This is a genomic window from Streptomyces xantholiticus (assembly GCF_014651015.1).
In the GTDB taxonomy this organism is placed as follows: Bacteria; Actinomycetota; Actinomycetes; order Streptomycetales; family Streptomycetaceae; genus Streptomyces; species Streptomyces xantholiticus.
Genome location: NZ_BMWB01000010.1, coordinates 118,765 through 139,614 on the forward strand (window position 1 = coordinate 118,765; position 20,850 = coordinate 139,614).

Here is a 20,850-nt window from a genome sequence, read left to right on the forward strand (position 1 = left end):
GACAGCCACAGCCGCAATCCGGGACACTTTGCGCATTCGTGGTGTACCCGGGGAAAGGACGCGATGCCCATGTCGGAGGCTGCATCCACCCGGACTCCGCTCGGTCTGCTTCCCTCGCTCGCCCCGCTGCTGCGCCAATGGCTCCCCGGACAGCGCTGGTTCGCGGGCAAGGGGTACGCGGTCACAGGCTTCTCGCTCGTCTCCGCGACGGAGCTGCTGCCCCTGAACGGGCCGGGTCCCGGACTGCTGCATCTTCTCGTACGCGTCGGTCAGCGGGACGCGTCCTCGCCGTCGTCCGACGACTGCTATCAGTTGCTCATCGGTGTCCGCGAGACCCTGCCGCCGGCCCTGGCCCCCACGCTGATCGGCCATCTCACCGAAGGGCCGCTCGACGGACGGACGGTGTACGAAGGCACCCACGACCCGCGGCTCGCGGCGCTCCTGCTGGAACGGCTGCGCACACCCGGCTCGCTCGGGCCGCTGCGCTTCGACCGGTTCGACGGCGCACCCGCAATCCCCGCGGGGCTGGCCGCCAGGCCGCTGGACGCCGAGCAGTCCAACTCCTCGCTGGTCTACGGCGACGCGTACATCCTCAAAATCTTCCGCCGTCTCCATCCCGGGCCCAACCCGGATCTGGAGCTGCCGCTCGCCCTCGCCCGCGCCGGGTGCGCACGGGTGCCGGTGCCGGTCGCCTGGTACGAGTCGACCGCGCCGGAACCTTTCACCCTCGGTGTGCTCCAGCCGTTCCTGCCGGGATCGCGCGACGGCTGGGTGCTCGCACTGGAGGCCCTGGCGGGCGACCGCCCCTTCCTCGGCGAGGCCCATGAGCTGGGCCGCGTCACCGCCGAGGTGCACACCGCCCTCGCCGACACCCTGCCGACGGTGAAACTCGGCGGCCCCCAGACCGAGGGGCTGGCGGCGGCCATGGTCCGGCGACTGGACGCGGCGGCGCAGGCGGTGCCCGCGCTGGTGCCGTACGCGCCGCGGCTGCGCGCCGCCTTCGACGCGCTCGCGGTGCTCGGGGCGCGCGGCCGCACCTGGGCGGCCCAGCGGGTGCACGGCGACCTGCATCTCGGCCAGATACTGCGAGGCCCCGGGAACGCCCCGTGGTCCGTCATCGACTTCGAGGGCGAGCCCGCCCGGCCGCTCACCGAACGGTGCCGGCCGCAGCCCGCCGTACGCGACGTCGCCGGCATGCTCCGGTCCTTCGACTACGCGGCCCGTACGCACCGCCCCTGGAACCCGGCCTGGGCCGAGCGGTGCCGCGACGCGTACTGCGACGGGTACGCCGAGGCCGGCGGCGACGATCCGCGCCAGGAGCCCGAGCTGCTGCGCGCCTACGAGACCGACAAGGCCGTCTACGAGGTCGTCTACGAGGCGAGACACCGGCCGGACTGGGTGCCGGTGCCGATGGCCGCGATCGAACGTCTCGCCGCGCTCCACTGACCGACCAGCTGACCGATCCGAGCTGCTCCCCCACCGCTGTTCGCCGCCTGAGGAGGCCGAATCCGTGACCGCCCGACCGTCGTCCCGCAAGTCCCCGGGACCGGAAGTCCCGCACCAGCCGACCGATACGCACACCGAAGACACCGGCCACGCCGTGCCGGCCGAGCCGGACCCGGTGCGCGAAGCGGGAACGCGCCCCGCCACCGCGGCGGTTGAGCCCGGCAGCGGCCCGGTCGCCGGATCGGACTCCGCGGGCGCGGAGGCGGCCGGGGCTGCAACGGGGGCCGAGGGTGAGGGCGCGCCCGTCATGGCGGGCACGGACCACCGGCGCTCCGGCCGGGCGCACGCCGCACCGGGCCCCGTGCCCGCGGAGGGTGCCGACCCGTCGGCCGACGCCCAGACGCCGCCCGCCGACCTCGGCAGCCGGAAGGCTCGGCCAAAGACGCCGGGAACCGGCGCGAGTGCCGTGGCGGGCGGGGGCGACGGTGGCGCCGAGCGGGCAGGGCGAGGAGGCGGAACGGGCCGTAGGAAGCGCGCGCGGTCGAGCTCGGCCGGCTCCGCGGTCGTCACCGCCGCCGCGGTCGCGACCGTGCCCGAGCCAGTCGGCTCGAGTGAGAACGGGACGGATACCGCTGAGCCCGCGCGCACGAGCCGCGCTGTCGCCGCCGGGGCGGAGTCGGCAGGCGCTGCGACCACAGAAGCCGGCCCGGCTTCAGCCGGGAAGGCCACCGCACGGGCGGGCGACGCGGGCGGGCCGGACGCGCCCACCACCCGGCTCGACCGCACAGCCGACGGCTCCACAGCCGCCCGGGCGGACGCCGCCGGCCGAAGGCCGGGCGGGAGCGGCAGGAGCGCACCCGCCCCAGCGGAGCGAGCCTCGGCCGGCAGGGCCCCAACCGGGTCGGCAAGGCCGCCCGCCGCCGGGGCAGCCGGACCGACGGCCGGGGCCGACGGGGCCGGGACTGCCAGGACCGGAGCGAACGCTGCCGCAGGCGACGGGTCCGCAGCCGCCGGCGCGGGCAGGGGCGGGGGCGGTGGGCCGACGTCCGACACCGCAGCCGTCGGGTCTGCGGGCCGCGCAGCGAGCAGGGCGGGAGCCGACGGGCCGGCAGGCGCAGCAGCAGGTGGGGCAGGTGGCCGTACGGCCGACACGGGCGCCGGGACGAACGGCACGGGGAAGGCCGGCCGGGGCAGGTCGGCGGGCGCGCCGCGGCCACGGGACGGGCGTGGGGTCCGCGCGGCGAAGCCGCTCGGCGGCGACGACCGGGGGCGGCTCCTCAGTGGCGGCCACCACGATCCGCACGCCCTGCTCGGCGCCCATTCGGTGCGCCAGGGCGTCCAGTTGCGGGTACTGCGGCCGCACGCCCTGTCCGTCACCGTGGTCGCCAAGGGCCTGCGCGCCGAGCTGAACGACGACGGCGACGGCTTCTTCTCCGGCGTGCTCCCCATGCGCACCGCCCCGGACTACCGTCTCCTCGTCACCTACGAAGGCCACGAGGACGGCTTCGAGGTGGAGGACCCGTACCGTTTCCTGCCCGCGCTCGGCGAACTCGACCTGCATCTGATCGGCGAGGGCCGGCACGAGGAGCTGTGGAAGGCGCTCGGCGCGCACCCGATGACGCACCAGGGCGTCACCGGCACGCGGTTCACCGTCTGGGCGCCGAACGCACGCGGCGTACGCGTGGTCGGCGACTTCAACTTCTGGGACGGCACCGGCTTCCCCATGCGCTCGCTCGGCGCGACCGGCGTGTGGGAACTGTTCCTGCCCGGCGTCGGCGACGGCGCGCTGTACAAGTTCGAGATCATGCGCCCGGACGGCTCGTACACCCAGCGGGCCGACCCGATGGCCCGGCGCACCGAGGTGCCGCCGGCCAACGCGTCGATCGTGACCGAGTCGCACCACGAATGGGGTGATCAGGAGTGGATGGCGCACCGCGCCGACCGGCCCCTCCACGAGGCTCCCCTGTCGGTCTACGAGGTGCATCTGCCCTCGTGGCGCCCGGGACTGACCTACCGCCAGCTCGCTGTGCAGCTCCCGAAGTACGTGAAGGACCTGGGCTTCACCCATGTCGAGTTCATGCCGGTCGCCGAGCATCCGTTCGGCGGCTCGTGGGGCTACCAGGTGACAGGTTTCTACGCGCCGACGTCCCGGATGGGCACCCCGGACGACTTCCGGCACTTGGTGGACAGCCTGCACCGTGCGGGCATCGGGGTGCTGGTGGACTGGGTGCCGGCGCACTTCCCCCGGGACGACTGGGCGCTGGCCCAGTTCGACGGCCGCCCGCTGTACGAGCACAGCGACCCGGCGCGCGCGGCACACCCGGACTGGGGCACGCTCGAGTTCGACTACGGGCGCAAGGAGGTCCGCAACTTCCTGGTGGCGAACGCCACGTACTGGTGCGAGGAGTTCCACATCGACGGGCTGCGGGTCGACGCGGTCGCCTCCATGCTCTACCTGGACTACTCCCGCGAGGACGGCCAGTGGTCGCCGAACGAGCACGGCGGCCGGGAGAACCTGGACGCAGTCGCCTTCCTGCAGGAGATGAACGCCACCGTCTACCGGCGCAACCCGGGTGTCGTCACCATCGCCGAGGAGTCCACGGCGTGGAACGGCGTGACCCGTCCGACGCACCACAACGGGCTCGGCTTCGGCCTGAAGTGGAACATGGGCTGGATGCACGACTCGCTGGTGTACGTCTCGAAGGAGCCGGTGCACCGCAAGTACCACCACAACGAGATGACGTTCTCGATGGTGTACGCCTACAGCGAGAACTATGTGCTGCCGATCTCGCACGACGAGGTGGTGCACGGCAAGCGGGCGCTGGTGAGCAAGATGCCCGGTGACTGGTGGCAGCAGCGTGCCAACCACCGCGCTTACCTGGGTTTCATGTGGTCCCACCCCGGCAAGCAACTTCTTTTCATGGGGCAGGAGTTCGCCCAGGGAGCGGAGTGGTCGGAGGGCCACGGCCCCGACTGGTGGCTGCTCGACCCGTCGTATGCGGCGGAGCCCGACCACCGCGGTGTGCGGGACCTGGTGCGCGCACTGAACGCGGTGTACGGCGCCGCCCCCGCGCTGTGGCAGCTGGACACCGTGCCCGAGGGCTTCGCGTGGGTGGACGGCGGCGCGTGGGAGGACAACGTCTTCGCCTTCCTGCGCTTCGACAAACAGGGCGCACCGCTGCTCGCGGTGAGCAACTTCTCGCCGGTCGTACGGCACGGCTACCGCCTCGGCGTCCCGGAGTCGGTCTCCGCCTGGGCCGAGGTCCTCAACACCGACGAGGAACGCTTCGGCGGCTCCGGCGTCCTCAACGCTGACCCGCTGAAGCCGGAGCAGGTCGAGTCGCACGGCCGCCGAACGTCGATCGCTCCGACGCTGCCGCCCCTGGCGACGATCTGGTTCCGGCCGGTGTGACGCACCTCGGGACGGTCACGGCTCCTGCCGTGACCGTCCCCGCCCTAGCGGGCGGTGCGCACCACGCCCAGGCGCTGGGTGGCCCGCGTGTACGCCACGTACAGGTCGTTCACCCCATGCGCAGAATCGGAGCGGATCAGCTCCGGCTCCGCCACGATCACGGTGTCGAACTCCAGGCCCTTGGCCGCGCGGGCGTCCAGCAGCACGACGGGCTGTGTCAGGTCCGGCTCGCCCGTGGCGGCCACGCCCGGGAGGGCTTTTGCGAGGGCGGCGTGCAGAGGGGCGGGAGCGATCACGGCGATCCGGCCCTCGCGCGGCGCATCGGCGACCCGGGCGGCGACGGTCGCGGCGAGTTCCTCCGGCTCCACGGTCACCTCCCACGGCTCGACTCCTGTGGAGCGCACCGAGCGCGGCGGCCGGAACGCCGGGTCCGCGCTGCGCCGCACCTCGGCCGCGAGCTCCATGATCTCTGCGGGCGTACGGTAGTTGACGCCGAGCCTGGTGTGCTCGAAGCGGTCGCCGACGTACGGCTCGAGGATGTCCTGCCACGAACCGCAGCCCGCCATGTCCCCGGTCTGCGCGGGGTCACCGACCAGGGTCATCGACCGGGTGGGGCAGCGCCGCATCAGCAGCCGCCACGCCATCCGCGACAGTTCCTGCGCCTCGTCGACGATGATGTGCCCGAAGGCCCAGGTCCGGTCGGCGGCGGCGCGCTCCGCGGCCGTGCGGTGGTCGGCCTCCTCCTGTCGTTCGGCCATTCGCTCGGCGTCGATGATGTCGTGCGCGGCGAGGACCTCCGACTCGTCGTCGTGCCTGTCCTCGAACTCGTACGTCCGCGAGGCGTAGGAGACGTCGAGTACGCCCTGCGCATAGGCGATCTGCCGTGCGCGCTCCGCCTCGGCGTGCGCGCGGGCGGCGGAGTCGTCCTCGCCGAGGAGTTCCGCCGCCTCGTCGAGAAGCGGCACGTCGGCGGGGGTCCAGGGACCCGTCGCGCGTCTGATCAGCGCGGCCTCCTCCTCCGGCAGATGCGTCGGCTCGGCCAGGAAGTCAGCGAGGAGCTCCTGAGGGGTGAGCGGCGGCCACAGCGTGGCGATCGCGGCGTGGACGTCGGCGCTGGCGGCGATGGCCTTGCCGAGCTGCGCGATGTCGTCGGGGCCGAGGAAGTTGGGGCCTCCGTACGGATCGGCGCCGATACGGTCGGCGAGCTGGGCGGTCAGGTCGTCGATGATCCGGAAGACGAAGTGCGGCCGGGCGAGGTTGTGCGGCAGCCCGGTCTCGCGCGCCTTGTGGCGTGCCTCGACGGCCATGCCCCAGTCGATGACGAGGTCGCCGTCGTCGTGCGGGACGACGAGCGGCGCGTCCTTCTCCGGCACCTGCTGCCGGTCCCGTACTGCCTCGGCCAGTACACCGGCCATGGCGGCACGGCCCTTGACCTCGGCGGCGGCGGGGCTGTCGGTGCCGGTGGCGTGCACACCGGGGAACAGTTCACCGACCGTCGACAGCAGTACGCCCGTCTCCCCGAGCGAGGGCAGCACCTCCCCGATGTAACCGAGGAAGGCAGGGTTGGGCCCGACGATCAGCACCGCGCGCTTGGCGAGATGCTCGCGGTGCGCGTACAGCAGGTACGCGGCCCGGTGCAGGGCCACGGCGGTCTTGCCCGTCCCGGGCCCGCCCTCCACTACCAGCACACCGCGCTGCGGGGCGCGGATGATCCGGTCCTGCTCGGCCTGGATGGTGGACACGATGTCGCCCATCCGCCCGGTACGGGCGCTGTTCAGCGCGGCAAGCAGCACCTCGTCCGCGTCGTGGGACTCGTACCCCGTGCGGGTGGTGTCGGCGAGATCCATGATCTCGTCGTGCAGCGCGGTGACCGTCCGCCCCTGGGTGGTGATGTGCCGGCGGCGGCGCAGGCCCATCGGCTGGTAACCGGTGGCGAGATAGAACGGTCGCGCGACCGGCGCCCGCCAGTCGATCAGCAACGGTGTTCTTTCCGGGTCGTCGCGGCGGATCCCGGTGCGCCCGATGTGATGCGTCACTCCGTCGCGCCGGTCGATGCGTCCGAAACAGAGCCCGGTGTCCGCAGCATTCAGCGCGGCGAGCGTCGCGGAGTGCTCCACGACCCCGATGTCCCGTTCCACCCGCGCCTGCCGACCGGTCCCGACCTGCGTGATCGTGGCGCTCAGGGCGGCTTGGGCCTCGTCACGGAGCTGGTCGAGCCGCTCGTGCACGCGGGAGACGAATTGCTGTTCCCGCTGCAATTCCTCGGTTGACAATTCAGCTCCTGACGCGATAGAATCCGTTTATTCAACTTCTCCGTGACGTCAATAATTCACGAACACGGAAATCCCTAATATACGCAGGCGAATACCCCGGCCGTCAATGCGGACCGGGTCTTTTTGTGTCCTGCCGGGCCCACCGGAGCGTCGGCAACGAGGTCTTGCCCCTTCCCCGCGACTTGCCCCTTCCCGGTCCGCATTGCCGGGTCCTCCCGTGCTCGTGCATGGTGTCAGGCAGGCACCGACACGACAGGGGGATCATGACCGGGGCGGACAGAGCGCTGGAGTTGTTGCGCGCCTGCGGCGCGGACGAGGTGGCGCATCCCGGCGGGACACTGCTCGCGCATCTCCAACGGGTGCGCGAACGGCTGGCCGGGTGGGGGGCGCGTCCGGCACTGCAGCTCGCCGCGCTGTGTCATGCGTTCTACGGAACGGATGGTTTCGCGGAGTCGCTGCTGCCCCTCGGGCGGCGCGGGGAGCTGGCCGCGGCGATCGGGGCGGAGGCCGAGGAACTGGTCCACTTCTATGCGAGCTGCGACCGCAAGGCGTCGTACCGGGCGCTGCCCCGGGAGGACGGCGTGTTCGTAGACCGCTTCACGGGCACCGCTTCCGTACCGACACTGCGGCAACGGAAGGACTTCGCCGAGCTGACCGCCGCCAACGAACTCGACCTGGCCCAGGTGAACGCCGGCATCCGGGCCGAGCACGGCGGGGCGCTGCTGCGGTTGTTCACCGCGTGGCGTCCGCTGCTGAGCGAGCCCGCCGGGGCCGATGCCCGGGAGCTGCTCACCCTGCGGGGAGAGGAACGCCGGGGGTTCCTAGAGGGACTCGAACGGGGCGATGTGGTGACCGGCGTGGTATCCGTCATCGCGAGCATCGGCGTCACTTTCGTCGAACTCGGCGGCGTGCAGGCGATGATGAACATCCCCGAGGTGTCGTGGAGCCGCGTCGACTCGCCGGCGGACGTCATCAGCGAGGGCCAGGAACTCGCCTTCACCGTCCTGGGCGTCGACACGCAGGACGCAGACGGCCGCGAGCGGGTGTCGCTGTCGCTCAAGGACCTGCACCCCGACCCGCTGAGGGAGCTGGCGCGCACCCGGCTCGGGGGTACCGTGCGCGGCACGGTGACCAAGGAGGTGCCGTTCGGCGTGTTCGTCCACGTGACCGACGGCGTCGAAGGGCTCCTGCACACCGAGGACCTCGGCACCGCCGAACTCGGCGTCGGCGACACGGTCGAGGTACGCATCATCGCCGTCAACCTCTCCAGGCGTCAGGTCCGGCTCGATCGGGCGTGACGGGACCGGCCGTTGTCAGTGGTGGCCCGTAGCGTTCTCAGCAGTGGGAACGGGCGGGGTACGGCCGCCTGTTCGGTCCTTGGGAGGGGTCTGTCGTGTCGCGGACGAAGACGTATCTGGAGCTGTCGCAGGACGACGGCACGGCGCACAAGTTCTACGAGGTCGTCGTGGAGGGGACGGTCGTCTCGGTGCGCTACGGCAGGATCGGGGCCACCGGCCAGGTGCAGACCTCTTCCTTCCCGAGTGTCGAGAAGGCGCAGGCCGCCGCGTCCAAGAAGATCGGGGAGAAGGTGCGCAAGGGATATGCGCCGGCCGTGCAGGGACAGCGCGCCCCCCGTCCGGTGACCCGCCGCCAGGTGACGTCGGCACCGTCCACGGCCCGCTCCACGGCGCCGGTCCTGTGGCGGTTCCGGACGGGCTCCGCCGCCTTCGGCATCCACATCGACGAGGACCGCTGCTGGGTGGGCAACCAGGCCGGCGACGTCTACACCCTCGGTCACGACGGCGAGGTGCTGGCCCGGTACTCCTTGCCGGACGGTGTCAAGTGCCTGGTGGCGGACGACTTCTGGATCTATGCGGGCTGCGACGACGGCAAGGTGTACGACCTCTCCTCGAAGCTGCCGTTCGCCGCGTACGACATCGCGGCGGACGTCGACATCTTCTGGCTCGACATCAGGGAGGGCGTCCTCAACGTCTCCGGCGCCGACGGCGGTCTCACCGTCATCGACCACGAGGACGAGCACCAGTGGGCCCGGAAGTCGGCCGGTGGGCAGGCCTGGATGGTGCGGGCGGACGAGCAGGCCGTCTACCACGGCCACCAGAAGGGTGTCACCGCATACTCCCCCGACGGCAGCGGCGAGTTGTGGCACACGCCCACCACCGGTGCGGTGCTCTTCGGCTGGCAGGAGGACACCGCGGTCTACGCCGGCACGGCCCGGAACGTGGTGCAGCGCCTGTCGAAGCGGACGGGCGCCGTCGAGGCGACGTTCCGTTGCGACACCGCGGTGTACTCGTGCGCCACCTCGCCGGACGGGCGGTATGTGTTCGCCGGCGACTCCTCGTCCTCGGTCTACTGCTTCGCCGCCGACGGCACCCGCCTCTGGAAGCTCCGTACCGGCGGAGGGTCCGCCCTGTCCATGCAGTACCGCGAGGAAAGGCTGTACATGGTCACCACCGACGGCTCCCTGGTGTGCATGGACGCCGGTGAGTCGGCGGTCGCCTCCGCCCAGCAGGGCACGGTCCCCGTCGCCAAGGACATCAAGTCCGCGGCCGCGCTGCCGACCTACACCCCGGCGGCCTCCCTCACGGCGATGGCCACGGTCTCGGCACCACCGGCCGGCGGCGTCGTGGTGGAGTGCGTCCAGGCGGGCGGGAAGTTGCGGGTGCACGTCGTTTCGGACGGTTTCGAGCCTTCCTGGAACGTGCAGTTCCCACGCGGGATACGCGAGGCAGGGGCACGTTACGTGGTGGACGCACTGCACCCCGCCCGGTCCGGCTTCTACCGCGTACGGGGCGAGATCCGCCGCCTGGTGTGAGCCGGCCCCGGGCCGGGCGCCGGGCTACCCGAGCACGCCCTCCAGTTCCTGGAGGAGCCGGCGCTTGGGGCGGGCGCCGACCATGGACGTGACCGGCTCGCCCCCGTCGAACACGATCAGGGTCGGCATCGAAAGCACGCCGTAGCGCGTGACGGTTTCCGGATTGGTGTCGGCGTCGATCTGGACGACCTTCAACCGCTGTGTCTCCTCCTTCGCGATCGCGCTCAGGACCGGGGCGAGTTGGCGGCAGGGGCCGCACCAGTCCGCGGTGAACTCGACGAGGACGGGGCGGTCCGCGCCCAGCACCTCGGCGTCGAAGTCCGTGTCCGTCACGGCGGCAACGCCTTCTGCGTGGATCATTCGTCAGCCTCCGAATTCGCACTGTGGATCAGGGCCCTGCGGCAGCTGCGCCTCGGCCCTCATGAGCTGCGCACCGACCTGGGCCCGCACCGACTGCAGCTGTCCGATCAGGGCGTCCAGTTCGGCGAGCTTGGTCCGGTAGACCGCGATCGAGGCCGGGCACGAGTCGCCCGCCGGATGTCCCGCGCGCAGGCACTCGACAAACGGCCGGGTCTCCTCCAGGTCGAACCCGAAGTCCTGCAGGGTCCTGATCTGCTGGAGCAGCCGCAGGTCGTCCTCGTCGTAGGTGCGGTAGCCGTTGACCGCACGCCGTGCGGGCAGCAGCCCGCGTGACTCGTAGTAGCGCAGAGTACGGGTGGTCGTCCCGGCCCGCTCCGCGAGCTCGCCGATTCGCATGTCCCCGACCGTAAGCCTTGACGCCGACGTCAAGGCAACGGCCGCCGCTCAGCCGCGGTGCGGCAGCAGCGGCTTCCGGGGCAGCGGCGAGGTCAGCACGATCGACGTCGTCGTACGGCCCAGCGCCGAGATGTGCTCCAGCACGTCCTCCAGGTGAACCGTGCCGGCCACCGCGACCTTGAGGATCCAGCAGTCCTCTCCGACGACGTGGTGCGCCTCGATCACCTCGGGCCGCTCCAGCAGCTCCAGCGTCCGCGGGTGCTTGAAGTTGTAGCCGGCGTGCGGATTCACCCGGACGAAGGCCTGGATGCCGTATCCGAGGCGGGCGGGGGCGACATGGGCACCGTAGCCGGTGATCGCGCCGCAGGTCTCGAGCCTGCGGACGCGTTCGGTGACCGCGGCGGGGCTGAGCCGCACCCGGCGGCCGAGCTCACTGAGCTTGATCCGGCCGTCGCTCTGCACGATCTCCAGGATGTGCCGGTCCACCGCGTCGAAGCCGACCGCCGGCGTTTCGACGGCGGTAGCCCTCAGCTGCCGTGGTTCTTTCGGCACGGACGCCGGATCTCCCATGGTTCCCCCTTCAGGACGCCGTCCGTCAACGTAACACTGGTACCGAAAGCCGTAACACCACGTGCCACAAGGGGAATCGGGGCGGGAAAGTGCGCAGCATTTGCGTCATCGGGGGAAGCCGCTATTTCGGGAAGCGGCTCATATCGCGGCTGCTGGCCGCCGGCGACCGTGTCACCGTCGTCAATCGGGGCTCGTCCGCGCCGCCCGACGGGGTGCTTCATCTCGTCGCCGACAGGAATGACGAGTCGTCGCTGCGTAACGCTCTCGGTGACCTGACTTTCGACGTCGTCGTCGACCAGGTCTGCTACACACCGCGCCAGGCGGACATCGCCCGGCGGGTGTTCGACGGCCGCACCGGCCGCTATGTCCTGACCTCCACGGTCGAGGTGTACGAGTACGAGGACTCCGACGCGCCCGTGCGGGAGGACGCGGTCGATCCGCACACGGTCGCGGTCGACCTCGACGCCCCCTGGGAAGACCCGGATCATCGGGAAGCCCACTACGGCGAGGGGAAGCGCCAGGCGGAGGCGGTTCTCGCGGGGGCCTCCGGCTTCCCTTGGGTGTCCGTACGGACCGCCCATGTCCTGGGCGGAGCGGACGACTTCACGGGGCGCGTCGAGCACTACGCCACCCGGATGCGGGAGGGCAGACCGATCCGCGTCCCGGTGGGAAACCGGCCCGCCACCTATATCCATGTCGAGGAGATCGCCGATTTCCTCTTCTGGACCGCCGGGCAGGAATTCACCGGACCGGTGAACGCGAACTCCCGCGGGCCGCTCGTCACCGCCGAAATATGCGAGGCCATCGGGCGCGTGTCCGGCGGCACGGCGGAATTCGCCGATGTGGCGGTGGGCGCCTACTCCCCGTTCTCGTTCGCCCGCTCCTACGGCATGGACAACGCCCGTGCCGCGCGGCTCGGCTTCTCCTTCTCCCATACCTCCGACTGGCTGGAGAGCGCGGTCGCCGAGACCCTCGGCGCACTCGAGGACGGAAAGCGATGAGACACCGCACCATCGGCGATCTTCGCGTCGGAGCGATCGGGTACGGCGCGATGCCGCTGTCCATCGAGGGGCACCCGGACGAGCGGCAGGCCGTCGCAACGATCCACGCCGCGCTCGACGCCGGCGTCACCTTGATCGACACCGCGGACTCGTACCACGTGCCCGGCGGCGAACCCGGCCCCGGTGAACTGCTCGTCGCGCGGGTCCTGTCCGCGTACGGCGGTGCCGCCGACGCCGTGCTGGTCGCCACCAAGGGCGGGCGCGGCCGGACCGCCGACGGCGGATGGAGCGTCAACGGCGACCCGAGGCATCTCAAGCGGGCCGCCGAAGCGTCGTCCGCACGCCTCGGCGGCGGCGCGATCGGGCTGTACCAGCTCCACAAGCCGGACCCGGCCGTCCCGTACGCCGAGTCGCTGGGCGCGCTGCAGGAGCTGCTGGCCGAGGGAACGATCCTGCGGGCCGGAATCTCGAACGTCGGCACGGAGCAGATCCTGCTGGCCCGGGAGATGCTGGGCGACCGGCTGGTGTCGGTGCAGAACCGGTACTCACCCGAGGTGCGCGACAGCGAACCGGAGTTGCGGCTGTGCGCAGAGCTGGGACTCGCGTTCCTGCCGTGGAGTCCGCTGGGCGGGATCTCGCGCAGCGCGCTGAACGGCATGTCCGCGCTGTCCGCAACCAGGCCGTACGAGGCGTTCCACACGGTGGCCCGTGAGCGGGGCGTCAGCCCGCAGCGGGTGGCGCTGGCCTGGCTGCTGGCGAAGTCGCCGGCGATGGTCCCGATCCCCGGCGCGAGCCGCCCCGCCACCGTCACCGACTCGGCCGCGGCAGCGGATCTCGAGCTGAGCGCCAACGAGTTGGCGTCACTGGACGGCTGACCGGCCTCCAGGCCGGCGCTCGACCGCGACAGCGGCGTGTGCCGGACCCAAGGGGGAAGAGGGTCCGGCACACGCCTGGAGACGAAGGTCCGCGGGGAATCAGACCTTCACGGGCTCCCGCTCGTCGTCCCGCGGCGCCGGGACGACCACCTCGTCGCCGCCGCCCTGCGGGGCGTGGTCGTCGACCAGGGTCTTCTCGTCGAACGGGACCTTGCCGGCCAGCACCTGTCCGGCCCGGTCCTTGTCGATCTCCTTCGTCCAGGTGCCGACCAGGACGGTGGCCACCGCATTGCCGGCGAAGTTCGTCAGGGCACGCGCCTCACTCATGAAGCGGTCGATGCCGACGATCAGGCCGACGCCGTCGACCAGCTCCGGCCGGTGCGACTGAAGACCGCCCGCCAGCGTCGCGAGGCCGGCTCCGGTGACCCCCGCCGCACCCTTCGAGGCGATGATCATGAAGACCAGCAGCGAGATCTGCTCGGAAGCGCTCAGCGGCGCGCCCGTCGCGTTGGCGATGAACAGCGAGGCCATCGTCAGGTAGATCGCCGTGCCGTCGAGGTTGAAGGAGTAGCCGGTCGGGACCGTGATGCCGACCACCGGCTTGCTCACGCCCATGTGCTCCATCTTCGCGATCAGCCGCGGCAGCGCGGACTCGGAGGAGGAGGTGGAGAGGATCAGCAGGAACTCACGGCCGAGGTACTTCAGCAGCGTGAAGATGTTCATCCCGGCGAACAGGCGCAGCAGCAGGCCCAGCACCACAAAGACGAACAGGGCGCAGGTGACGTAGAAGCCGATCATGATCACGGCCAGCGACTTCAGCGCGTCGAGACCGGTCTCGCCGACCACCGCGGCGATCGCGCCGAAGGCACCGACCGGCGCGGCCCACATGATCATGGCAAGGATGCGGAACACCAGGCGCTGGATGTGCCCGATGCCGCGCAGCACCGGCTCACCCGCGGAGCCCATGGCCTGCAGCGCGAAGCCGGCCAGCAGCGCGACCAGCAGTGTCTGCAGCACCTCGCCCTCGGTGAAGGCGGAGACCAGCGTCGTCGGAATGATCCCCAGCAGGAAGTCCGCGGTGCTCTCGCCGCCGCCGGACGCCTGCTCGGCGCCGGCCGCACGGGCCGCCTCGGTCAGGTGGAGTCCGGAGCCCGGCTCCAGCACGTTGCCGACGACCAGGCCGATGGCGAGGGCGACCGTCGACATGACCATGAAGTAGCCGAGGGCCAGTCCACCGACGGCCCCGACCTTGGCAGCCTTCCGTACGGAGCCGATGCCGAGCACGATCGTGCAGAAGATCACCGGCGAGATCATCATCTTGATGAGGTTCACGAAGCCCTTGCCGATGGGCTTGAGCTCGACGGCCACCCCCGGGGCAGCGAAACCGACGATGATGCCGAGCACCACCGCGCCGATGACTGCCAGATACAGATAATGGGTACGGTCCCGCTTGCCTGCGGCTGTAGTGGCCACGGGGTGCCTCCTCGTTGAATGTGCGTCCATGTCCCGATGGATCTCAGCGACTATCCATCAGGCTGTGACCCCGGTCACCCTTGCGTTCGTTTCGTTCACACAAACCCGGCCAGGCAGACTTGGCCCATGCGCATCCCCCGCCCTCGCAGCCTCGCGGCCCAGTTGTTCGCGATGCAGGTCGTGCTGGTCGCGGCGATCTTGGCGGGCTTCGCGCTCTTCACGTACCTCACCGACCGCTCGCAGGCCGAGGAGAGCGCTCGCCTGCAGTCCAGGGCCACCGCGGCGGCCGCCGCCCGCTCGCCGTCGGTCGTCGACGCCGTGCGGTCCGCCGAGCCGTCGGCGGTGCTCCAGCCGTACGCGGAGGCGCTGCGCAAGGACGCCGCCATGGACTTCGTCGTGATCATGGACCCGGAGGGGCGGCGCTGGACGCACCCGCTGCCCGACCGGATCGGCCGGACCTATCTCGGCCACATAGAACCGGCGCTGGCCGGGCGGATCTTCAGCGAACAGTACGTGGGGACGCTCGGACTGTCCGTGCGCACAGTGGCGCCGGTGTACGACGGCGGGAAGGTCGTCGCGATCGTCAGCGCCGGCATCACGGTCGAGGAGATCACCGAGCAGGTTCGCGACCAGGTCACCGCGCTGCTCGCCATGGCGGGAGCGGCCCTCGCGCTCGGTGGGATCGGCACGTACGTCATCAACGCCCGGCTGCGGCGCCACACCCATGGCATGAACGCGGCCGAGCTCGGCCGTATGCACGACTACCACGAGGCCGCGCTGCACGCCGTACGCGAAGGTCTCATGATGCTCGACGGCAACCGGCGGATCGCGCTCGCCAACGACGGCGCACGGGAGTTGCTCGGGCTCGGCGACGACGCCGTGGGCCGCCCTGTCGCCGACCTCGGCCTGCCGCCGCCGCTGACCGGTGCACTGCTGGCCTCCGAGCCCAGGGTCGACGAGGTCCACCTCTCCGCGGACCGGGTCGTGGTCGTCAACACCCAGCCGGTGGTGGGCGGCGAGCAGCGCGGCACGGTGGTCACGCTGCGAGACCACACGGAGCTCCAGGCGCTCTCCGGCGAGCTGGACTCCGAGCGTGGCTTCACGCAGGCCCTGCGGTCCCAGGCCCACGAGGCCGCGAACCGGCTCCACACGGTCGTCTCGCTGATCGAACTCGGCCGGGCGGACGAGGCGGTCGTCTTCGCCACGGCGGAGCTCGAGCTGGCCCAGGCCCTGACCGACCGCGTGGTCGACGCGGTCGGCGAACCGGTGCTGGCGGCGCTGCTGCTGGGCAAGGCGGCGCAGGCGAACGAGCGCGGCGTGGAACTGGTCCTCACGGAGGACAGCCGCATCGACGACGGCGTCATCCCGCGTACCCTCCCATCTCGCGACCTGGTGACGATCCTGGGCAACCTGATCGACAACGCGGTCGACGCGGCGTCCGAGGCGGTGGCCGGCATCGACGGGGTGCCGGCCCGTGGCGAACGCGCACGGGTGACCGTCGCCGCGCGGGTCGAGGGTGGGGAGTTGCTGATGCGGGTCGGTGACACGGGAGCCGGGGTCGACTCCGGCGACGCCGCGCAGGTGTTCCGGCGCGGCTGGTCCACGCACGGCGCGGGCCGCGGGCTGGGGCTGGCGCTCGTGCAGCAGGCCGTGCACCGCGGCCGTGGCACCGTCGACCTGGCCCGAAGCCCGGACGGCGGTGCGGAGTTCACCGTGCGGCTGCCGCTGCGCCCCGCGGAGGTGACCGGGTGACGATCAGAGTCCTGGTCGTCGAGGACGACCCCGTCGCCGCCGACGCGCACGCCATGTACGTGGGCCGGGTCACCGGGTTCGCGGTCGCCGGGATCGCGCACTCACGCGCCGAGGCCGTACGCCTCCTGGAGCGTGCGGACGTGGATCTGCTGCTGCTCGACCTCTATCTGCCGGACGGTCACGGCCTCGCGCTGGTACGTTCCCTGCGCGCGGCGGGCCACTCGGCGGACGTCATCGCCGTCACCTCCGCACGCGATCTGGCGATCGTCCGTGAGGGCGTGTCCCTCGGCGTCGTGCAGTACGTCCTCAAACCGTTCACGTTCGCCACCCTGCGCGACCGGCTCACCCGTTACGCCGAGTTCCGCGCGTCCGCCGGTGAGGCCAGTGGACAGGACGAGGTCGACCGGGCGCTCGCCACCCTGCGCACGCCGCGTACCACCACCTCGCTCCCCAAGGGCCTCAGTGGCCCCACCCTGGAGGCGGTCACGCGGACCTTGCGCGAGTCCGCACAGGGGCTCACCGCCACGGAGGCCGCGGCGGCCGTCGGCATCTCGCGGATCACCGCCCGCCGGTATCTGGAGCATCTCGTCACCGCCGGGCGGGCGGCCCGCGCGCCCCAGTACGGCCAGATCGGCCGCCCCGAACTCCAGTACCGCTGGATCAGCACGGTCCGCTGAACCCGGCCGACACCCGTGCTCTGCACGGGGATTGCTTTTGTCAACCGACCGGCCATACGGTCACCGGGCAGTAGCCCGACGCGCCCGGAGGCGACCCCTCACACCGTCGAGGTCGTCCACAACCGGTCCACGGACAACAAGATCCGCTTCAAGGACGCCTGCCTCGAGGCGGCGAAGAAACAGTTCGAGAAGGAACACGCCGGCAAAGAGGTCAAGCTGGTCCCGGTACAGGCCCCGGACAACGACTACGCCGCCAAGGCCCAGCAGACGATGCGTTCCCTCACGACCGCACCCGACCTGGTCTACGAGGACACGGTCCGTATCAACTTCGACATGGGGCCGGGTACTTGAAGCCGCTCGACGACCACACCGCGAAGTGGGACCGTACGACGAACAGCTGAGAACCATCACCGACGGCGCCGTCGTCGTCGCGAAGTGAAGCGACCGGTGAGCGCCTCCCGAACGGGACGGTGGCGGTGGGTACCGCTCGCCCCCGCCACCGTCCTGCTGCTGTTCCTGGCCGGCGCTCCTCCTGGCCACCAAACAACTGCGCTTCGCGGTCCGGCTGATGAAGAACCTCATGGGCGGTGTCCCGGTGGTGCTGGGGGAGGCCGCGTGGACGGACGGTGCATCGAATCTGCAGACCCTCGCACGTGTGGTGCTGCCGCTGATGGGCCCCGAGGGATGACGGTGCGACCGGCCGGTAACCGCCATGGACACATCGGCCGCCCGATCAAGTCGGACGTTTCCACGAACCGCGGCCTTGGTTGTACGCACCGTAGCCACCCCTGCCGGACGCCCCTAGGTTGGGTGCGTGCAGCACAGCCCCTCCCCTTGCCTCAACGCCCCCGCCGCGCGCCGTCTGCGCGAGGCGCTGGGGATGGCGCCCGGCCATGTGGCGTACGGGCTGCGGGCCCAGTACGGCATGCATGTCACCCCGGAGACGGTCACGGCCTGGGAGCGGGGGCTCGCCGTGCCGGACGCCCGGGAGCTGACCGCGCTCGCCGGGGTGCTGTGGTGCTCGCCGGGTGAGCTGCTGGCCGCCGCGACGACGTTGCGCGAGCATCGGATCGCTCGCGGCCTCCCGCCGGACGAGCTGGCCCGGCTGGTGGGCATGGACACCCCCGCGTATCTGCGGATGGAGGAGTCCGGCAGATGGCGGGGGAACGAGCGGCAGACCGCCGCCCTCTCCGGCGTGCTCGGTCTGACGCCCCGCGAACTGCTCTCCGCCACGGGACGCGACGAGGACTTGGCCGAGCTGCTGCGGGGCGCGGTGACCTCGCGCTGGCAGGCGTACCTCCGCCCGGTGGGCAGGATGCTCCCGCTGGACCGCGACCATCTCCGGGACCTGCTCCAGCAGTTGCACGCCGACTACCAGTCCCGGATGGTGGCCACGCTCAGCTGGGGCTCCGCGTCGCAGGACACGGGCGAGGTGGGGAGGGAGTTCCTGGCTCGGATCGTGGACCACTTCTGGGACCTGGCGCACGGACAGGGCTCCCCGAGGGGCTACTGACCGGCACCCCCGGCGGACCGCCGGTCGAAGGAGAACAGCTGGCCTCCTGCGTCGTCGGTGCAGGCCAACTGCCGTATGTCTTCGCCCTCCCGCTCGGTGGCCTTCTCCACCCCAGCGCACAGGTCACTGTGGAGCGGACGGAGGCGGAAGCCGCGTAGCGGTGTGCCGACCGGTTCGAGCCGGAAGGCCTCCGCCGTCCCGCGTTTGCCGCACTCCTGGTCCTCCACCGGGGCGCCGATCTCGGTGGACTTCTCCTGGACGCCGGTGCAGCCCCAGCCGAAGGTGGCGTGGAGCGTCTCCAGCCGCCAGTCGGCGCCGAGCCGCTTCAGGGAGAACTCCGGGTTGGACCGCTCCGAGCAGGGCTGCTGGTACAGCTGGCCGCTCCGCCCGCCCTGCTCGGCGAGGCAGAGACCGGAGTGCACGAGCCGTATCTGCACCGGGCCGGGAGCGGGGCCGGTCACCGCGCGGGGCTGCGCGCCGTCGTCCGCGTCTCCCTTGGCGAGCACGACTGCTGCCGCGGCCGCGACGCCGACGACCAGGACCGCGACAGCCGCCGCGACGAGCCGGCGGCGTGGTCCTCTCGGTGACGGCTCCGGCTCCGCGCGCTCCTGCGGCTCCGACCGGGAGGCCCCCTCGACGCCATCGGCCGGTTCCGGCCGCTCGCGCCGCGTCAGCTCCTTCCGGACCCGCAGCCAGGCCTCGGTCTCGCCCGGTCCCACGCCGCAGGCCCGTACGAACGCGGCCACCAACTCCTCGCGCGGCAGCGTGGTCCGGGCGAGCATGTTGGCGACCGTCGAACGCGGCAGAACGTCGCCGACCGTCTCGGCACGCGACGTCAACTCCCGGTAGGTCAGGCCCGACCAGTCCTTGAGGTCCTGCATCGCGGCGACGAAGGAGGCCGAATCACGCGCCCGTTCCGGATCCGGAGCCCCGCTCCCGGCGAGTTCCATCTGCTGTTCCCCGTTCCGACGTCTCTGCCGACCTGGCCGACCCGCCCGCTGACCCGCCCGCTGACCTGCTGGGACAAGGTGGGACACGTCCCGGACGGAGAACAGCCTTGCGACAGGTGCCCAGGAACTCAAGAGTGGTCTGCGCCAACCACCGGCGGAGAAAGGACGAGTGGCCTTGATCGCCACGGGGGGACGATCAAGGCCACTCGACGACCGGAGGAGACCGCTCAGAACACGGACTCCGCCTCGAACATCCGGTTCTCGGGAACGGTCTTGAGCCGGGTGACCGCCTCGGCCAGCGGCACCATCACCACGCTCGTACCGCGCAGGGCGGTCATCATGCCGAACTCGCCCCGGTGCGCCGCCTCCACCGCGTGCCACCCGAAGCGCGTCGCCAGCACCCTGTCGTACGCGGTCGGCGTGCCACCGCGCTGCACATGGCCGAGGATGACCGGCTTGGCCTCCTTGCCGAGCCGGCGCTCCAGCTCGGTGGCGAGCCGGTTGCCGATGCCCTGGAAGCGCTCGTGGCCGAACTGATCGATCTCGCCCTTGGCGTACTCCATCGAGCCCTCGGCGGGGTGGGCGCCCTCCGCGACGCAGATGACCGCGAACTTCTTGCCGCGGGCGAAGCGCTCCTCGACCATCTTGACCAGGTCGCTCACCTCGAAGGGCCGCTCGGGCAGACAGATGCCGTGCGCGCCGCCCGCCATGCCCGACTCGAGGGCGATCCAGCCGGCGTGCCGTCCCATGACCTCGACGACCATGACGCGCTGGTGCGACTCCGCGGTGGTCTTGAGGCGGTCGATGGCCTCGGTCGCGACCATGACGGCGGTGTCGAAGCCGAAGGTGCGGTCGGTGGAGGAGATGTCGTTGTCGATCGTCTTGGGGACGCCGACGACCGGCATCCCCGCGTCGGCCAGCATCCGGGACGCGGTGAGCGTGCCCTCGCCGCCGATCGGGATGAGCGCGTCGAGGCTGTACTGCCTGGCCAACTCCGTGGCGTTCTCGGCCGCTTCGCGCAGCCGGCCGCGCTCCAGTCGGGCCGAGCCGAGGATGGTGCCGCCGCGGGCGAGGATGCCGCTGACGGCGTTGAGGTCGAGCGGACGGTAGTGGCCGTCGAGGAGACCCTTGAATCCGTCCTCGAAGCCGATGACTTCGTCGCCGTGACCCGTCATGGCGCGGTGCACGACAGACCGGATCACTGCGTTCAGACCTGGGCAGTCGCCGCCTGCGGTGAGAACTCCGATGCGCATCGTGCTGTGTCTCCTGCTCGTCGGTCGTCCTTGTGAGCCACTTCCGATTGTCCCACGGGCCCGGCA

At 71.4% G+C, this 20,850-nt stretch carries 17 protein-coding genes and 1 pseudogene; 11 read left to right on the forward strand and 7 right to left on the reverse strand.

The window, feature by feature from the left end; all coding sequences use genetic code 11:
* The first annotated feature begins 69 nt into the window (after positions 1-69).
* Positions 70-1,446 carry a maltokinase N-terminal cap-like domain-containing protein gene (locus tag IE198_RS17400; RefSeq protein ID WP_189887457.1) on the forward strand — a complete coding sequence of 459 codons (1,377 nt, stop codon included), beginning with the start codon at positions 70-72 and terminating at the stop codon, positions 1,444-1,446.
* Positions 1,447-1,753: 307 nt separating this feature from the next.
* Positions 1,754-4,858 (forward strand): 1,4-alpha-glucan branching enzyme, encoded by a 3,105-nt coding sequence (gene glgB / locus IE198_RS17405; protein ID WP_373299883.1) that lies wholly within the window; start codon positions 1,754-1,756, stop codon positions 4,856-4,858.
* A gap of 44 nt (positions 4,859-4,902) precedes the next feature.
* On the opposite strand, the gene IE198_RS17410 is transcribed toward glgB, so the two are convergent.
* Positions 4,903-7,131, reverse strand: a complete 2,229-nt coding sequence (locus IE198_RS17410) for a HelD family protein (protein ID WP_189887459.1) — start codon at positions 7,129-7,131, stop codon at positions 4,903-4,905.
* Positions 7,132-7,394: 263 nt separating this feature from the next.
* Here IE198_RS17410 and IE198_RS36355 point away from each other — a divergent pair, with 263 nt between their 5' ends.
* Together IE198_RS36355 and IE198_RS17420 are read left to right on the forward strand one after the other, a co-directional pair.
* A complete protein-coding gene (locus IE198_RS36355) occupies positions 7,395-8,429 on the forward strand; it encodes a DUF6817 domain-containing protein (RefSeq protein ID WP_189887461.1) in 1,035 nt (344 codons plus the stop codon).
* Between the two features lie 95 nt (positions 8,430-8,524).
* Positions 8,525-9,964: a WGR domain-containing protein gene (locus IE198_RS17420; protein ID WP_189887463.1), complete on the forward strand. Its 1,440-nt coding sequence runs from the start codon at positions 8,525-8,527 to the stop codon at positions 9,962-9,964.
* 24 nt (positions 9,965-9,988) lie between these two features.
* Here the strand turns inward: IE198_RS17420 and trxA are convergent, their stop codons facing one another.
* The 3 genes from trxA to IE198_RS17435 are packed head-to-tail and all read right to left on the reverse strand — an operon-like array spanning position 9,989 to position 11,290.
* Complete coding sequence (gene trxA / locus IE198_RS17425) at positions 9,989-10,324, reverse strand: thioredoxin (RefSeq protein ID WP_189887465.1); 336 nt, start codon at positions 10,322-10,324, stop codon at positions 9,989-9,991.
* Between the two features lie 3 nt (positions 10,325-10,327).
* Positions 10,328-10,720, reverse strand: a complete 393-nt coding sequence (locus IE198_RS17430; protein WP_189887466.1) for a MerR family transcriptional regulator — start codon at positions 10,718-10,720, stop codon at positions 10,328-10,330.
* Positions 10,721-10,768: 48 nt separating this feature from the next.
* Positions 10,769-11,290, reverse strand: coding sequence for an Lrp/AsnC family transcriptional regulator (locus IE198_RS17435; RefSeq protein WP_189887468.1), 522 nt, complete (start codon positions 11,288-11,290; stop codon positions 10,769-10,771).
* 89 nt (positions 11,291-11,379) lie between these two features.
* On the opposite strand from IE198_RS17435, the gene IE198_RS17440 reads away from it, so the two are divergent.
* Together IE198_RS17440 and IE198_RS17445 are read left to right on the forward strand one after the other, a co-directional pair.
* Positions 11,380-12,291: an NAD-dependent epimerase/dehydratase family protein gene (locus IE198_RS17440; RefSeq protein ID WP_189887470.1), complete on the forward strand. Its 912-nt coding sequence runs from the start codon at positions 11,380-11,382 to the stop codon at positions 12,289-12,291.
* Entirely contained in the window at positions 12,288-13,166 is an 879-nt protein-coding gene (locus tag IE198_RS17445; protein WP_189887472.1) for an aldo/keto reductase, read from the forward strand. The genes IE198_RS17440 and IE198_RS17445 overlap by 4 nt, the downstream gene beginning before the upstream one ends.
* Positions 13,167-13,265: 99 nt before the next feature.
* Here IE198_RS17445 and IE198_RS17450 read toward each other — a convergent pair whose 3' ends face one another.
* On the reverse strand, positions 13,266-14,639 hold the full coding sequence (locus IE198_RS17450) for a cation:dicarboxylate symporter family transporter (RefSeq protein WP_194661005.1): 1,374 nt from the start codon (positions 14,637-14,639) through the stop codon (positions 13,266-13,268).
* Positions 14,640-14,765: 126 nt separating this feature from the next.
* On the opposite strand from IE198_RS17450, the gene IE198_RS17455 reads away from it, so the two are divergent.
* From IE198_RS17455 to IE198_RS17475, 5 genes and pseudogenes are all read left to right on the forward strand, one after another.
* Positions 14,766-16,391 (forward strand): sensor histidine kinase, encoded by a 1,626-nt coding sequence (locus IE198_RS17455; RefSeq protein ID WP_189887476.1) that lies wholly within the window; start codon positions 14,766-14,768, stop codon positions 16,389-16,391.
* Positions 16,388-17,068: a response regulator gene (locus tag IE198_RS17460; protein WP_189887478.1), complete on the forward strand. Its 681-nt coding sequence runs from the start codon at positions 16,388-16,390 to the stop codon at positions 17,066-17,068. Before IE198_RS17455 ends, IE198_RS17460 begins: the two co-directional genes overlap by 4 nt.
* A gap of 15 nt (positions 17,069-17,083) precedes the next feature.
* Entirely contained in the window at positions 17,084-17,419 is a 336-nt protein-coding gene (locus tag IE198_RS17465; protein ID WP_308426821.1) for a hypothetical protein, read from the forward strand.
* A gap of 172 nt (positions 17,420-17,591) precedes the next feature.
* Positions 17,592-17,747 (forward strand): annotated as a pseudogene (locus IE198_RS17470) (carbohydrate ABC transporter permease); the annotation flags it as partial.
* A 201-nt stretch (positions 17,748-17,948) separates the two neighbouring features.
* Positions 17,949-18,581 carry a helix-turn-helix domain-containing protein gene (locus IE198_RS17475; RefSeq protein ID WP_229834052.1) on the forward strand — a complete coding sequence of 211 codons (633 nt, stop codon included), beginning with the start codon at positions 17,949-17,951 and terminating at the stop codon, positions 18,579-18,581.
* Here IE198_RS17475 and IE198_RS17480 read toward each other — a convergent pair.
* On the reverse strand, positions 18,575-19,531 hold the full coding sequence (locus IE198_RS17480; RefSeq protein ID WP_189887482.1) for an RICIN domain-containing protein: 957 nt from the start codon (positions 19,529-19,531) through the stop codon (positions 18,575-18,577). The genes IE198_RS17475 and IE198_RS17480 overlap by 7 nt on opposite strands.
* Positions 19,532-19,758: 227 nt before the next feature.
* Positions 19,759-20,784, reverse strand: a complete 1,026-nt coding sequence (locus IE198_RS17485) for an ATP-dependent 6-phosphofructokinase (protein ID WP_100109207.1) — start codon at positions 20,782-20,784, stop codon at positions 19,759-19,761.
* Positions 20,785-20,850: the final 66 nt, after the last annotated feature.

Bases quoted from the DNA above. Each gene is read 5' to 3' on its own strand.
- glgB (WP_373299883.1), top strand. From the start codon at position 1,754: ATGGCGGGCACGGACCACCGGCGCTCCGGCCGGGCGCACGCCGCACCG.
- IE198_RS17400 (WP_189887457.1), top strand. From the start codon at position 70: ATGTCGGAGGCTGCATCCACCCGGACTCCGCTCGGTCTGCTTCCCTCG.
- IE198_RS17475 (WP_229834052.1), top strand. From the start codon at position 17,949: ATGGCGCCCGGCCATGTGGCGTACGGGCTGCGGGCCCAGTACGGCATG.
- IE198_RS17445 (WP_189887472.1), top strand. From the start codon at position 12,288: ATGAGACACCGCACCATCGGCGATCTTCGCGTCGGAGCGATCGGGTAC.
- IE198_RS17480 (WP_189887482.1), bottom strand. From the start codon at position 19,531: ATGGAACTCGCCGGGAGCGGGGCTCCGGATCCGGAACGGGCGCGTGAT.
- IE198_RS17485 (WP_100109207.1), bottom strand. From the start codon at position 20,784: ATGCGCATCGGAGTTCTCACCGCAGGCGGCGACTGCCCAGGTCTGAAC.
- IE198_RS36355 (WP_189887461.1), top strand. From the start codon at position 7,395: ATGACCGGGGCGGACAGAGCGCTGGAGTTGTTGCGCGCCTGCGGCGCG.
- trxA (WP_189887465.1), bottom strand. From the start codon at position 10,324: ATGATCCACGCAGAAGGCGTTGCCGCCGTGACGGACACGGACTTCGAC.
- IE198_RS17430 (WP_189887466.1), bottom strand. From the start codon at position 10,720: ATGCGAATCGGCGAGCTCGCGGAGCGGGCCGGGACGACCACCCGTACT.
- IE198_RS17435 (WP_189887468.1), bottom strand. From the start codon at position 11,290: ATGGGAGATCCGGCGTCCGTGCCGAAAGAACCACGGCAGCTGAGGGCT.
- IE198_RS17455 (WP_189887476.1), top strand. From the start codon at position 14,766: ATGCGCATCCCCCGCCCTCGCAGCCTCGCGGCCCAGTTGTTCGCGATG.